Origin of the sequence: Affinundibacterium fentianense, from assembly GCF_018139545.1 — a bacterium.
In the GTDB taxonomy this organism is placed as follows: Bacteria; Pseudomonadota; Gammaproteobacteria; order Burkholderiales; family Burkholderiaceae_D; genus Undibacterium; species Undibacterium fentianense.
The window spans coordinates 140,001-153,707 of sequence record NZ_JAGSPJ010000006.1; the positions used below are offsets into that span (position 1 = coordinate 140,001).

11 protein-coding genes are annotated in these 13,707 nt (G+C 46.5%); 8 read left to right on the plus strand and 3 right to left on the minus strand.

Going from position 1 to position 13,707, the window contains the following annotated elements:
- Nucleotides 1–158 precede the first annotated feature (158 nt).
- Nucleotides 159–1,595, plus strand: a complete 1,437-nt coding sequence (locus KDM90_RS14385) for a M20/M25/M40 family metallo-hydrolase (protein WP_212676316.1) — start codon at nucleotides 159–161, stop codon at nucleotides 1,593–1,595.
- Nucleotides 1,596–1,704: 109 nt separating this feature from the next.
- Here the strand turns inward: KDM90_RS14385 and KDM90_RS14390 are convergent, their stop codons facing one another.
- Complete coding sequence (locus tag KDM90_RS14390) at nucleotides 1,705–3,111, minus strand: heavy metal sensor histidine kinase (protein WP_212676317.1); 1,407 nt, start codon at nucleotides 3,109–3,111, stop codon at nucleotides 1,705–1,707.
- Nucleotides 3,111–3,791 (minus strand): heavy metal response regulator transcription factor, encoded by a 681-nt coding sequence (locus KDM90_RS14395; protein WP_212676318.1) that lies wholly within the window; start codon nucleotides 3,789–3,791, stop codon nucleotides 3,111–3,113. The genes KDM90_RS14390 and KDM90_RS14395 overlap by 1 nt, the downstream gene beginning before the upstream one ends.
- A 351-nt stretch (nucleotides 3,792–4,142) precedes the next feature.
- Between KDM90_RS14395 and KDM90_RS14400 the strand changes: the two genes are divergently transcribed.
- The 6 genes from KDM90_RS14400 to KDM90_RS14425 all read left to right on the plus strand — a co-directional run bounded on the left by KDM90_RS14400 (nucleotide 4,143) and on the right by KDM90_RS14425 (nucleotide 11,549).
- The gene (locus KDM90_RS14400) at nucleotides 4,143–4,697 is read left to right on the plus strand and encodes a hypothetical protein (RefSeq protein ID WP_212676319.1); all 555 of its coding nucleotides are present in this window, start codon (nucleotides 4,143–4,145) and stop codon (nucleotides 4,695–4,697) included.
- A 3-nt stretch (nucleotides 4,698–4,700) separates the two neighbouring features.
- Nucleotides 4,701–5,906: an efflux RND transporter periplasmic adaptor subunit gene (locus KDM90_RS14405; RefSeq protein WP_212676320.1), complete on the plus strand. Its 1,206-nt coding sequence runs from the start codon at nucleotides 4,701–4,703 to the stop codon at nucleotides 5,904–5,906.
- 12 nt (nucleotides 5,907–5,918) lie between these two features.
- A complete protein-coding gene (locus KDM90_RS14410; protein ID WP_212676321.1) occupies nucleotides 5,919–9,104 on the plus strand; it encodes an efflux RND transporter permease subunit in 3,186 nt (1,061 codons plus the stop codon).
- A 39-nt stretch (nucleotides 9,105–9,143) separates the two neighbouring features.
- A complete protein-coding gene (locus KDM90_RS14415) occupies nucleotides 9,144–9,653 on the plus strand; it encodes a hypothetical protein (protein ID WP_212676322.1) in 510 nt (169 codons plus the stop codon).
- Nucleotide 9,654: 1 nt separating this feature from the next.
- Complete coding sequence (locus tag KDM90_RS14420; RefSeq protein ID WP_212676323.1) at nucleotides 9,655–10,101, plus strand: hypothetical protein; 447 nt, start codon at nucleotides 9,655–9,657, stop codon at nucleotides 10,099–10,101.
- A gap of 191 nt (nucleotides 10,102–10,292) precedes the next feature.
- A complete protein-coding gene (locus KDM90_RS14425; protein WP_230409839.1) occupies nucleotides 10,293–11,549 on the plus strand; it encodes a serine hydrolase domain-containing protein in 1,257 nt (418 codons plus the stop codon).
- Between the two features lie 13 nt (nucleotides 11,550–11,562).
- Here the strand turns inward: KDM90_RS14425 and KDM90_RS14430 are convergent, their stop codons facing one another.
- Nucleotides 11,563–13,044, minus strand: a complete 1,482-nt coding sequence (locus KDM90_RS14430) for a FimV C-terminal domain-containing protein (protein WP_212676324.1) — start codon at nucleotides 13,042–13,044, stop codon at nucleotides 11,563–11,565.
- A gap of 270 nt (nucleotides 13,045–13,314) precedes the next feature.
- On the opposite strand from KDM90_RS14430, the gene KDM90_RS14435 reads away from it, so the two are divergent.
- Complete coding sequence (locus KDM90_RS14435; protein WP_212676325.1) at nucleotides 13,315–13,698, plus strand: GFA family protein; 384 nt, start codon at nucleotides 13,315–13,317, stop codon at nucleotides 13,696–13,698.
- The last annotated feature ends 9 nt before the right edge of the window (nucleotides 13,699–13,707 follow it).

Here is a 13,707-nt window from a genome sequence, read left to right on the forward strand (position 1 = left end):
AAACGCCGATTCGACCCAAGGATTTTAAAGGATAGAGGCCGACAAGATTTATGATGGGGCAGCGGTGGTGAGGGAACTATATCGACACAATCTGTTCATAACAACAGTTCGCTTCCCATCAATCAAGTAACAGAAATTTAATAGGAATAAAGCCACTTATGATGCAAAAATTGTCTACATCGATCGCAGTTTCTGGCGCCTCTTTATTATTCGCTGTGGTCTCGAATGCAATGCCAGTTCAGCCTCCATCGGGATTAAACGCGGAGCAGAAACAATTGCGTGCGATCTACCAAGAACTTGTGGAGATCAATACAAGCAATTCCGTTGGGAGCTGTACAGCAGCGTCAAAAGCGATGGCAGCCCATCTGAAAAAGGCCGGTTTTAGTGAGGCTGACATGCACGTCATTGTGCCGCCCGGTGGTCCTAAGAAGGGAAACTTGGTTGCACGTTTGAAAGCAACAGAAGGTGCGACACAGAAGCCCTTGCTATTGCTCGCGCACATCGATGTTGTTGAAGCGAAACGTGAAGACTGGATCCGCGATCCATTCAAGCTCATTGAAGAGGATGGTTTTTTCTACGCACGGGGTTCCTCTGACGATAAGCCGATGGCGGCGATTTTTGTGGCGAACATGATGCGCTACAAACAAGAAAAACTGAAAACCAAACGTGACATCATTATGGCGCTGACATGCGATGAGGAGTTGGTTCCAGCAGAATTTAACGGAGTTGAGTATCTGCTGAAGAATCATCGCGATTTGATTGATGCCGAGCTCGCTTTGAATGAAGGCGGTGGTGGCAGTTTGGATAAAAATGGTAAGCCTGTACGGAATGGCATACAGGCGGGTGAAAAAATATTTCAAAGCTTCAGTTTAGAAGTGACGAATACAGGTGGGCATAGTTCTGTACCACGCAAAGATAATGCGATTTATCAATTGTCAGATGCCTTATCGCGTTTGGGTAAATTTGAATTCCCATTCAGACTTACACCGACAACACGGGGGTTTTTCGAAACGATGGCGACCTTGGAAAGTGGTCAATTGGCAGCTGATATGAAAGCGATTTTGCGCGAACCAGTGGATATGGACGCACTGAATCGATTAGGCGCAACAACCCCATTTTATAACGCCAGCTTGCGTACCACTTGTGTCGCTACGATGGTCAATGCGGGTCATGCGGCCAATGCTCTGCCACAACGTGCACAAGCCAATGTCAATTGCCGTATTTTGCCAGGCGAAACCGTTGAACAGACGCAAGCAAGAATTCAATCCGTGCTCGCTGATGATGCCATCAAAGTCACGCCAGTTGGCAAAGCAACGGTCTCACCTGCGCAACCATTGCATCCAGAGTTAATGAAAGCCGTGACGGATCTGACCAATCAAATGTGGCCCGGTATCCCGGTAGTGCCAACCATGTCGCCTGGTGGAACCGATGGTCGTTTCTTAAATAATGCGGGAATTTGGACTTATGGTGTGAGTGGAATTTTTCATTATCCCGAAGGCTCGAATGCGCATGGCTTGAATGAACGCTTACCTGTGAAATCGCTGTATGAAGGTCAGCGGTTTTTATATGATTTGGCGAAACGTCTTAGTCAGTGAAACTGATTTCATATAGCTAAGAAAATAAATTCCCGTTGAAACAAAAAGCGCCTCGTGCATTCATACACAAGGCGCTTTTTTATTATAGTTCTGCTTGGTTCTACAAAGCCTAATTCTGCCGCGGGAGATGGATGGTAAAACAGGTTAGTTGATTTTCCGAGCTTGCGCTGATTTGTCCACGATGCCCATCGATAATCGCCTTCACGATCGCTAATCCTAGACCAGAGCCTTCGCCATCGGCATGTTGGCGCGCATGATCGGCGCGGTAAAAACGTTCAAAGATACGACTCAGATGATGGGCTGGAATGGTGCTGCCGGGATTGCAAATCTTTAGCTCGATACACGAGGATTGTTGCTGTAGATGTACTTGGATACTGTTATCTTCCGGTGTATAGCGTAGGGCATTAGATAAGATATTGCTGAGTGCTCGCCTTAACATCAAACGATCACCGCGTATCACCCAACTTGTGGTGCTTGATGGTTCAATTTGTAGATCAAATCGAATTGATTTTTCGTCCGCTAGTGCTTCATAAAATTCAAACAAATCGCGTAGTTCACGCACGATATCGACTGCTTCCACATTCACTAGACTTAGGCCATTTTCTGCTTTGGCAAGAAATAACATATCCGCAATCATGCGCGCTAAGCGGCTGTATTCTTCGGCATTTGATTCTAAGATTTCGCGATAGCTTTGTGCATCCCGCGCTTGTGACAAAGATACTTGGGTTTGCGTCATTAAATTGCTGATAGGTGTCCGCAACTCATGCGCAAGATCAGAAGAAAAGTCAGATAAGCGTTGAAACGCTTCTTCTAGTCTTGCTAGCATTTGATTTAAGCTCTGTGCCAAGTCGGCTAGCTCTGGCGGCACGGATTCTAACGGCAAACGTTGATCTAATTTGTTGGCCGTTACTTTGGCTGCGCGTTCGCGCATGATGCGCAATGGACGTAAGCCGCGACTGGCAGCAAACCACGCTAACACACTCGTCAGTGCAGCCGCTACAAAGACAAACAGCCACAAAGTCTTACGAAAGCTCGCCATGAATTCTTGGTGATGCGCGATGTCGGTCGCAATCGCCACGGTGATGGGGGCATATTGCGGATCTTTGGTAGTAAAAATACTGACCAAGCCGCGATAGTGATCGCCATTGGCTTCCCAAGAAAACAGGGTGGGGCTGGTTTGGCTTCGAGCCTGTTGTAAATATTCAGCGGGAAATTTGACGGCATCTGATGCCAAAATCACTTGCCCTTGCTTATCTAAAATGGTGATCGCCAAATCATGATGCCCTACCAAGGCATCACTGAGCTGATCGGCTAAATTGCGTACTTCTTGTTCGCTATTCACACGTTCAATGATGTGCTGTGCAAGTTCTAATTTGCCACTCAAGGCATGGTGATCTTGCTCTTTAAAGTGCGCATCGATGGACGCACCAATCAACCAGCCCAAGCTGAGCAAAACGATACACGATAGGCTGGTGAAAAATAGCGTTAAACGCGCTGTCAGTGAGAGTTGTTGCATTATGTTTCTTTCACTTCCATCACATAGCCCATGCCGCGTAGTGTGTGAATTAACTTCGGTTCAAAAGCGTCATCGATCTTGCTACGTAAGCGGCGGACTGCCACTTCAATCACATTGGTATCGCTATCAAAATTCATGTCCCAGACTTGTGAGGCGATCAGTGACCGCGTCAGCACTTCGCCTTGACGGCGCATGAATAATTCGAGTAATGAAAATTCTTTGGCGGTTAATTCTATTCTTTGTCCATTTCTTGTGACCCGATGTTTGAGTCGATCTAACTCAAGATCAGCTACGCGCAAAGTGGCGGATTCGATTTGATTTTTGCCGCGTCTAAGTAGAGTTCGGACGCGTGCGACTAATTCCGAGAATGCAAATGGCTTGACCAAATAATCATCAGCACCGAGTTCCAAACCTTTGACGCGATCTTCGACTTGGTCTTTTGCGGTCAAGAACAAGACAGGGGTTTGTAAGCCTTGACGGCGCAAGGTCTCTAACACTTGCCAACCATTCAGCTCGGGCAGCATGACATCGAGTATCAATAAATCATAGTCGCCTGATTTGGCTAAATGCAATCCGTCTAAACCATTGCGCGCGAGATCAACGCTAAAGCCGAATTCGCTTAAGCCTTGTTTAAGGTAATCGCCAGTTTTTTGTTCATCTTCAACGATTAGGATTTTCATGTAGGACTTGGATGTTTGATGTGATTTTGATGCGGTTGTGATGCGATTGCTATCCGATAGCTACGGAGTTTGGCAAATTTTTCCCCTTTTCGCCAATTTTACCCGCGAAGTTCCACTTCACTCCAATAAATTCCCCTTTAATCCCCAGAATGCCTTAGCTAACTTTAAGAGTCTCAGTTTTGCACCCGCAGATTACAGATTTGTAATCTTGCAGTCAGCTAACTGTCGTGATGCGAAAGCGATAATAGTGGCTATTTTTAACATGGTTGATGTTGTTGATTGTCATTTTGCTTTGGTTTGTTTTGCTTTGCGCAAGTTTGACGACGATTTCACGCTAACAAGGAGTGAGTTTTGAAATCCTTTTTTTGTTTAATTGTTTTTTTTCTGAGTGTGCAGATCGCTAGCACGGCAATCGCACACGGTAATGATGACCACGAGCATACAACGCCTGCCGCACCCACGACGCAAGTCGCGCCGCGCGCTACTGCCCAAACCGAAGATTTCGAGTTAGTCGCGGTGTTGCAAGGCCGTTCTTTGATCATTTATTTAGATCGTTTTGCCGACAATAGTTTGGTCGCTGATGCGCAGATTGAGGTTGAGAGCGGTAGCGTATTGAAGGCCATCGCCAAGCAGACTACACCAGGCGTGTATGTGATTGAGGTGGCGCAAGGTGTGATGGAAAAAGTAGGCAAATATCCCTTGTCGATTTCGGTACAGGCGGGTGAATTAGGGGATGTGATGACGGCGAGTTTAGAGATCCCTGATCTCAGCGAGCAAGCGCATGATCATCCAGAAACATCGAAAACAGGTTGGTGGATTGGACTGGGCTTACTGTTAGCAGTGATATCTTTCATTGCTATGTTGATGTTCAAGCGTCGCCAAAACCGTTCTGCTTGGGGAGCGTAAGTCATGCAAACACGATCCATTTTGAAATCCGCCATGAAATTATCGACGTTTTTTTCTGCACTATTATTGTTGACTCACGCTAATGTAGTACAAGCGCATGGTGATGAAGATCATAGCAAAAAGCCGAACAAAGCTGCTGCAAAACCTAATACTAGTCCAAACGCCAAGCCAAGCCTTTTAGATGCGACAGCAGCGCAGCGTTTATCTGACGGTAGTTTGTTTGTACCTAAGATTGTGCAAAGACAGTTGGCGTTGCGCACTCTGCTTACCGAGCAAGCAGAATTGCCAAATACGATAGAACTCAACGGCAAAATTATCGCCGATCCAAATGCGGGTGGCCGTGTGCAGGCTAGTCAGCCAGGTCGCTTAGAAGCAGGGCCAACTGGCTTACCTAGTCTGGGTCAACGTGTGAGTAAAGGCCAAGTCTTAGCGTATTTACGCCCCGTGATGAGTAGTTTGGATCGGGGTAATAGCCAATCAATTTTGGCGGATATCGATTCACAATTATCGATTGCCGAACGTAAGGTGCAACGCTATGAACAATTATCCGAAGCTTTGCCCAAAGCCACGGTGGAAGCGGCACGTTTTGATTATGAAGCGCTGAAAAAACGTAAAACAGCGGTTGAAGCGAGTCTGTCAAAAAGTGAAGCCTTGATTGCGCCGGTGTCAGGCATCATCAGTGTCGCGAATGCGGTCACAGGACAGGTATTGGATGCCAAAGAAACCCTGTTCGAAATCATTGATCCGAATCGCTTGATGGTAGAAGCTTTGGCCTACGATCCTATTTTGACCGCAGACATTGCGAATGCAACCGCGACTTGGCAGCAGCAAAAGATCTCGGCGTCAGCAAATGCACCAGCCAGTTTATCGCTGAATTTTGTTGGTGGTGGTCAGCAAATGCGTGAGCAAGCAATACCTTTACTGTTCAGAGTTTCAGGCAAACCGACCCCAGTAGCCGTTGGGCAGGCGATAAAAGTGATGATTCAAACCAAGCGCTTAACGACAGGATTTGCCGTGCCTAATTCCGCTGTGATGAAGTTGACAGGCGGTGAGTCAGCGGTATGGGTACATACGGAAGCGGAACGTTTTGTACAACGTAAGGTGGTGGCGCATAGTCTGGACGCGGAGCGTGTCGCTATCGTCTCTGGCATAAAAGAAGATGAACGCGTGGTGACCGCTGGCGGAAGCTTGTTAGCGCAAGTGAAGTAAGGAAGCCCGCTTATGTTCCAATTCATTATTAACACCAGCTTACGCCAAAGGCTGATCGTACTCGCCGCCTCGATCTTGTTGATCGTGTATGGCTTGCTCAGCATGCGCCAAATGCCAGTCGATGTCTTTCCAGATTTGAATAAACCAACGGTGACTTTGATGACGGAAGCAGGCGGTATGGCACCGGAAGAAGTCGAGCAACTAGTGAGTTTTCCGCTTGAATCAACCATGAACGGCATGCCCGGCGTGACGCGCGTGCGTTCGGTATCGGGTGTCGGTTTATCGATCATCTATGTTGAGTTTGATTGGGGTACCGACATCTACCGCAATCGTCAGCAAATTGCCGAACGTTTGAGTTTGGTGCGTGAGCAATTGCCAGCTGGCGTGACACCGCAAATGGGACCGATTTCTTCTATCATGGGAGAAATCTTGTTGATTGCATTGCCTATCAGTACAAATCCTAAAAGTGCAGATTCTAATAGTGCTGATACCAAAAGCACCGATGCTACTTCAACCAATGCGGCTGCAAGTACATCCGCGATGCAAGTACGTGAATATGCCGATTGGGTGATGCGGCCACGTTTATTGAATATTCCGGGCGTAGCGCAGGTCACGCCGATTGGTGGCGAAGTTCGTCAGTATCGGGTTGAGATCAAGCCCGCGCAATTGCAGTCATTGGGCATCGAGCTCGATAAAGTCGAAGCCGCACTCAAAGATTTTGGCGCAAATACCAGTGGCGGTTTTGCTGAGGCAAATGGGCGCGAATATTTAATTCGCCAAATCGGTCGCACCAGTCGTATTGAAGATTTGCAAAATGTCGTGGTAGCGGTGAAGCAAGGGCAAGCGATCTTATTGAAACAAGTCGCCGAAGTGGCGATTGCGCCCGCTTTTAAACGCGGTGATGGTGGTTATAAAGGCAAACCTGCAGTCATCCTCTCGGTGCAAAAACAACCAACTGCAGATAGTGTGAAGTTGACTCGCGAAGTTGAACGCGCAATTGCTGAATTAGGAAAGAATTTGCCGCAAGGGGTAGAGCAACCGCAGTTCCTATTTCGTCAAGCCGACTTTATTAAGAATTCTCTCGATAACGTCAATGATGCCTTGCGTGATGGTGCGATCATGGTGGCAATCTTATTGTTCTTGTTCTTACTGAATATTCGCACCACGATCATTTCTTTAGTAGCGATTCCTTTATCCTTGTTGGCGACCATCTTAGTATTCCGCTATTTGGATTTATCCATCAATACCATGACGCTGGGCGGATTAGCGATTGCGATTGGTGAATTGGTCGACGATGCCGTGGTGGATGTGGAAAACGTATTGCGACGACTGAAAGAAAATAGTTTGCTAGCACAACCTTTACCTAGCTTGCAGGTGATCGCCAGTGCATCGGGTGAGGTGCGCAGCGGGATTGTGTATGCGACTGTGATTGTGGTGTTGGTGTTCGTGCCCTTGTTTGCGTTGCCGGGGATTGAAGGCAGTTTATTCACACCACTTGGGATCGCCTATGTCGTATCGATTCTGGCTAGTATGGCAGTGGCGATGACGGTAACCCCCGTGTTGTGCTACTTCTTGTTGCCAAAGATGAAGCAGTTAGGTCATGGCGATAGTGCGCTCGTGGTCTGGTTGAAAAAGTGGGACACGCGATTGTTGAATTGGTCTTTTCAACATGTACGTAGCTTGTTTGCAGTGGCAATGGTCGCAGTGGTTTTGGCGGCGATCAGCGTGCCATTTTTCCCTCGTGCGTTTTTGCCTGCGTTTAATGAAGGTACCTTGACAGTCAACTTGGTGTTGAATCCTGGCACTTCATTGGAAGAATCGAACCGCCTCGGTAGTCTAGCTGAGCAATTGATGTTAGCCGTACCAGAAGTAACCCAAGTTGGGCGTCGTACTGGTCGCGCTGAGTTGGATGAACATGCAGAAGGCGTGCACTATAGTGAGATGGATGTCGATTTAAAGAAATCCAAACGTAGTCGTGATGAGATTATTCAGGATATTCGCGAACGTCTCAAAGTCTTGCCTGCCAATAGCAATGTCGGTCAGCCGATCTCGCATCGTTTAGATCATTTGTTGTCTGGTGTGCGTGCGCAGATTGCTTTGAAAGTGGTTGGTGATGATCTCGACACACTGCGTAATATCGCCAATGATTTACGCGAACGTTTGAGCCGCGTTCCCGGTATTACCGATCTGCAAATTGAGAAGCAAGTCTTAATTCCGCAAATTAAAATTCATGTGGATTACGATCAAGCGGCGCGTTACGGTATTGCGCCCGGTGCGCTATTACGTAGCTTGCAGCAACAAATTGAAGGTGAAAAAATCACGCAGATCATTGAGGGAAATCGACGCTTCGATATGTTATTACGCTTGCCAGAAAATGGTCGCGATCTACAAGCATTACAGCAATTGTTAATAGAAACGCCGCGCGGCTTTCTACCACTATCGCAACTCGCCAAGGTAGAGGAAAGCGATGGTCCAAATCAAATTAATCGCGAAAATTCGCGTCGTCGCATCGTTTTGTCGGCAAATACCGATGGTCGCGATATGACCGAAGTGATTAAAGATATACGTGAAGAGTTAGCGGCAAAGGATTTGCCAGTTGGTTATTCGACTTCTTTAGAGGGGCAATTTCAAGCACAAGAAAAAGCCTCGAATTTGATTGCCTTGTTGTCGCTCGTGTCTTTGTCTTTGATGTTCTTGGTGCTGTATAGCCGTTATCGTTCGATTGCTTTAACGATGATGATTATGGGGAATATCCCGCTGGCTTTGGTTGGTGCTGTCATAGCGCTATGGTTAGCAGGACAAACTTTGTCGGTTGCTGCTTTGGTTGGCTTTATTACTTTGGCGGGTATTTCAACGCGCAATGGCATTTTGAAAATTAGCCACTATATTAATTTGTGTGCGTTTGAAGGCGAGCAATTTGGTAAACAAATGATTATTCGTGGCTCACTAGAACGCTTAACGCCAGTCTTGATGACGGCTTTAGTCGCGGCGTTTGCTTTGTTACCTTTGTTGATTTCAGCCGACGCACCGGGTAAAGAGATTTTGCATCCTGTGGCAGTAGTCATCTTTGGTGGTTTGATCAGTTCTACTTTGCTGGATACCGTGTTAACCCCATTGATGTTCTGGCGCTGGGGTGAGAAACCATTGTTGAATTTGTTGGCTGCGACAAAAAATAAAGAACAGCAAGAAGTATTTTAATTTGAAGTAAAGTGATCATTTTTTAGAAAGGGAAATAATATGAAAATCTCCAAATTCGTTTTGACAGCTTTAGCGAGTGTAGCAATTGGTGCAGCTAGCGTTACCAGCGTACACGCTCATGATGACAAATACTTTGATTCGATCAAGTCACCGAATGGCGGTCAAACTCGCATGGCGGGTGTGTATCACTTTGAATTGGTGTTGGCACAAGACAGCAAAACTGCGAAAGAAAATCCAGTCACGGTGTATGTAACTGATCATGCGAATAAAGGTATTTCTACTAAAGGAGCAAGCGCAAGTTTGACTTTGGTGCAGGGAACAAAGAAAACAACGGTTGATTTAGTACCAGAAGGTGATAATCGTCTTGTTGGTAAAGCGACGTATGCCTCAACCGCGAATTTGAAAGGCGCATTGACTGTGACGATGGCAGGTAAGCCAGCGGAGCAAGCGCGTTTTACACCATTTGCTTTGGCGAAAAAAGTCAACGCAAAAGCAGCAGACAAGGGAAATCATAAGGAAGCTGAACATACGCACGAACATCAGCACTAAGATGATGTGCTTTAAATTCTCAAACCCTAAAATCACCGCTCTCCGTTTCGCCACCGTCTGTGTGGCGATCGCTGCAAGCTTGGGTTTGTCAGCTTCGGCAAATGCCAGCTTGGTCGAATTGAAATGGGATGAACAAGGGCGTTTTCAGCATCGCGGCGAAATTAAAGCAGGTGGCATACTCGAAGTCTGCGGGACTCTGATGACCGGCGCCAAAATTGATTGGCAGTATCAAAGTACGCAGGTGGTGGATTTTAATATTCATTATCATCAGGGAAATCAAGTGATCGCCCCGGTCAAATTACGGGCGCGCAAAACCGCAAGCAGTTCAAGTATTGCAAGTAGCGCGAGTAAGCTGTTTGAAGTCGATCAAACGAATGACTATTGTTGGATGTGGTCAAATAAATCGAAGCAATCGACAAAAATTCATCTACGACTAAGTCTGAGATAGCGTGGAATAAATGCATTCGAAGTGCACAGGCAGGGCGTTTTGGGGTATGTGTTGGATCGAGTTGTGACGCTTGCTGGCCTATTTCCTGCAATCATGTACCTTCCTAAGCGTTATTGTCAAAAGAGGAATCAATCCGTTTATACTATTTGTTTTGTTCCGTGTCTCCTCCTCTTTTGCAGGGTTTGTTCGTGATGAAACTATTACTGTCTCTGATTGGTATCTCGATGTCGTGCATGACGCTTCCTTTGCATGGTTCGGAGCGCGTGATCCAGCAAGTCAACGCACAATCGAAGTCGTCGACCCATTATCCTCATCAACGAGAAGCAATCGGCACGGTCAGGGAAATGTATGATGGCAGCTTGAGTACAGCAACGGCAGTGAGTACGTTTCGGAACATACATCGATTATTTCCAAGTGCCACTATTCCAAAGTCGAATAAACCTTTTCCGCTGAAAGCCGCAGCGAAGCCGCTTTCTAGCTTTGTGTTTACCGACCGTGGTCGGCAAGTGAGCTTGGATCAATATCTTGAATTGAATCAAATTGCCGGCCTATTGATATTGAAGGATCGTCAGATTTATTTGGAGCGCTACCGCTTTGGTAACACAGAGAAGACGCGCTGGATGTCGATGTCGATTGCCAAGTCTATTACTTCGACTTTGATTGGCGCTGCGCTGAAACAAGGAAAGATCAAGAGTCTTCAAGACCCAGTCGTCAAATATGTTCCTGAGTTAAAAACGAGTGCCTATGCGAACGTTAGCATCCGAGACGTTTTAACGATGAGTTCGGGTGTGCGTTGGAATGAAACTTATACTGATCTGCGCTCTGATCGGCGACGTCTGTTAGAAGCACAGATAGCGCAGAAACCTGGAGCAGCTTTAGCCGTTTTACAGCAATTACCGCGGCAGGCCGAGCCTGGCACACTCTTTAATTACAATACTGGAGAAACCCAAGTCGCAGCGCAGGTTTTGCGAAATGCAGTCGGAATGCCACTCTCGCAGTATTTAGGTGAACGCATCTGGTCGCGCTTCGGAATGGAGGCGGAGGCAAGTTGGTGGTTAGACTCGCCAAATGGAGTGGAAATTGGGGGAAGTGGCATGAGCGCGACCCTGCGTGATTATGGTCGATTCGGACTATTCATGTTAGCTGGAGGTTTGGCTGATAATGAGATGATTTTGCCAACAGCATGGACTTATGAAGCGACTACGCCTAAAGCCTTGAAGAACGGCGAACTGATTCCCTATGCTTATTTGTGGTGGCCAGTGGTCACGCGTGATGGGCTGCGCGACGGTGCCTATAGCGCAATAGGGATACATGGTCAGTATTTATATATCAATCCAAAACAAAATATGGTGATCGTTGTTTGGGGGGCGCAAACACGCCCTGTTGGTGGTGCGCAAATCAATGATCAAGCTTTTTTTTCGGCCGTGAGTTTGGCGCAATTCAATTGATGATTTGATCTGGTTAATACCCCGAGTGATGGCGTATTGTAATGTCTTGTGCCGCTCGTTTCGCCTCAATCTCAGCTAATAGTTGACGTGCTTGGGCTTGCTGTTCAGGCCCAGCTTCACGGATGACGTCCTCCAATAACAAGCAGGCACCTTCACTGTCTGCCATTTCTAGATAAGCAGAGGCTAGTTGGATGCGCACTTGGTTGGCATTGGCACGACTGACATGGTCGAGACGTACAGTATAATCGGACGCGGTATTCGCATTGGCGAGGGCAGCTGTTGAAACCTTCGGTGTCAATAATTCGTCTTGTTTACTGACTGATAGTGGACCTGTTGCGTTTGATGTAGCAGCAATCGAGGTCGGTGAGTTGAATTGCGCTGCTAAAGAGGAATCGATAGTTGACGTCGCTGTATCTTTATTCTGTTGCGAAACGTAAGTGCGCTTCCCCCGCTGATCTGGATGGATCAAATATTCTGCGATCGGATGACTCTTCAAATCGCTGACTGTTTTTGGACGATTGTCACTATTCACTAGGCTTAGCAATTCCTCTAGCTGCTGAAAAATATGTAGATCAAAACCTTCACGTGGGCTTAGGCGGGAATTGTTCAATAGGCGTTCGAGGTAAACAGTAATGTCATTGGTATGCCAGCATTCGAAGATTTTTTGTACGATATGTGGATAGTCATACAAATTTTGATGTTGCACATCATTCGACGCATTCCAAGGCATGACTTTGAGATTAAAAAATTTTTTAATCTCTTTACGGAGTGATTCAAAACCAATTTGGTCGTTATTTTGGCGCAGACTTTCTAGCATCTGCAGCCAAGATTTTGGTGAGCTCGGTTTGCTCGCAGCTGCTTGTGCTTGCTCATAACGAGGATCGCCAGGCTTATAAACATTTAACCACGCGTCAACGAATCCCCGAATGTCAGAAAACTCGTCACGCGCAATAACAGCATGCTTGGAACTGGTGCGTTGAAACCCATGTATCGTTGAGTTTGCTTGCTGACTGTGTGTATCGTCTAAGTCTAGATCAAAAGAGGAAATGCCACCTACTGTGCTCAACTGCGAGGTGTCGATAAAAGAAAGAGTGAAAAGTGAGTCCTGAAAATGCCTGAGTGAAGTCGTCAGTGTTTCGATCCCATCTTGAATTTTGTGTTGTACATGGAGTCGCCAGAAAGATACCAATGCTGCCAATAGCGCCAAGCTTAAAAATCCGATTAGCAACTTAGTCCAAAAGACGCGCTTGGATTGTGCTTCAAGGACTTGAATTTTTTCGTGATTAATACGTTTGTTTTCAGCGAGTAAATTACGTAATTCTTGTTGGAGTTTTTCTTGCTGAATTTGTTTAGCGGTCTGGGATGTCACATCACTTTGATTGCTGTTCGCTTGCATATCTGCTTGCTGCTTTGCGTGTACAAGCATTGAACTTTGTAATGCAAGGCAAATCAAACCGATGAAGGCAGCACGTGCACTAGAGGCGATGAAGTTCATAGGAAATCCGAGCTAATAAAATGAGTTGAATTTTAAGTTAGATCCTTTGATAAATCTGATATATCCGCGCATGTTTGCGTAAACGACACAGATGCATTCATTGGACCATCTGGATTTCGTTGAGGTGCGGCAATTTGCGTGCTCTAGGGTAATATTCACACAGCAATAGATTGCAATCGATTCCGGTCGATGACGGCCTTAGGCAGAACTCCTTGCCTGTCATGTACTCACGTCAAAAGCAGTTTATCTGTATCGATAGGAGCGAGAAATATGGTCTACTCTGGCAGTTGTCACTGCGGTGCTGTGCAGTTTGAAGTGGAAGCAGGAACAGCCGTTGAGGTTGAAGAGTGCAATTGTTCGATATGTCGCATGACAGGTTTTTTGCATTTGATTGTACCTTTACGGGCTTTCACCTTGTTGTCTGGTGCGGATAAATTGACGACATATCGATTCAACACAGGGGTTGCTGTGCATCAGTTCTGTCAAATTTGTGGTGTTAAACCTTTCTATGTTCCGCGTTCCAACCCAGACGGCATGGATGTGAACTTACGTTGTCTCAAGCAACAGCCTGCGTTAGTCAAGATTGTTGCTTTTGACGGTCAGAATTGGGAAGAAAATGGCCCAGCCTTGCTTGGTAAGTCGCGCCCGATTTAGGTCTAGGAA

Coding starts and splice junctions, on each gene's coding strand:
- KDM90_RS14385 (WP_212676316.1), top strand. CDS start 159: ATGATGCAAAAATTGTCTACATCGATCGCAGTTTCTGGCGCCTCTTTA.
- KDM90_RS14390 (WP_212676317.1), bottom strand. CDS start 3,111: ATGCAACAACTCTCACTGACAGCGCGTTTAACGCTATTTTTCACCAGC.
- KDM90_RS14395 (WP_212676318.1), bottom strand. CDS start 3,791: ATGAAAATCCTAATCGTTGAAGATGAACAAAAAACTGGCGATTACCTT.
- KDM90_RS14405 (WP_212676320.1), top strand. CDS start 4,701: ATGCAAACACGATCCATTTTGAAATCCGCCATGAAATTATCGACGTTT.
- KDM90_RS14410 (WP_212676321.1), top strand. CDS start 5,919: ATGTTCCAATTCATTATTAACACCAGCTTACGCCAAAGGCTGATCGTA.
- KDM90_RS14415 (WP_212676322.1), top strand. CDS start 9,144: ATGAAAATCTCCAAATTCGTTTTGACAGCTTTAGCGAGTGTAGCAATT.
- KDM90_RS14420 (WP_212676323.1), top strand. CDS start 9,655: ATGATGTGCTTTAAATTCTCAAACCCTAAAATCACCGCTCTCCGTTTC.
- KDM90_RS14425 (WP_230409839.1), top strand. CDS start 10,293: ATGAAACTATTACTGTCTCTGATTGGTATCTCGATGTCGTGCATGACG.
- KDM90_RS14430 (WP_212676324.1), bottom strand. CDS start 13,044: ATGAACTTCATCGCCTCTAGTGCACGTGCTGCCTTCATCGGTTTGATT.
- KDM90_RS14435 (WP_212676325.1), top strand. CDS start 13,315: ATGGTCTACTCTGGCAGTTGTCACTGCGGTGCTGTGCAGTTTGAAGTG.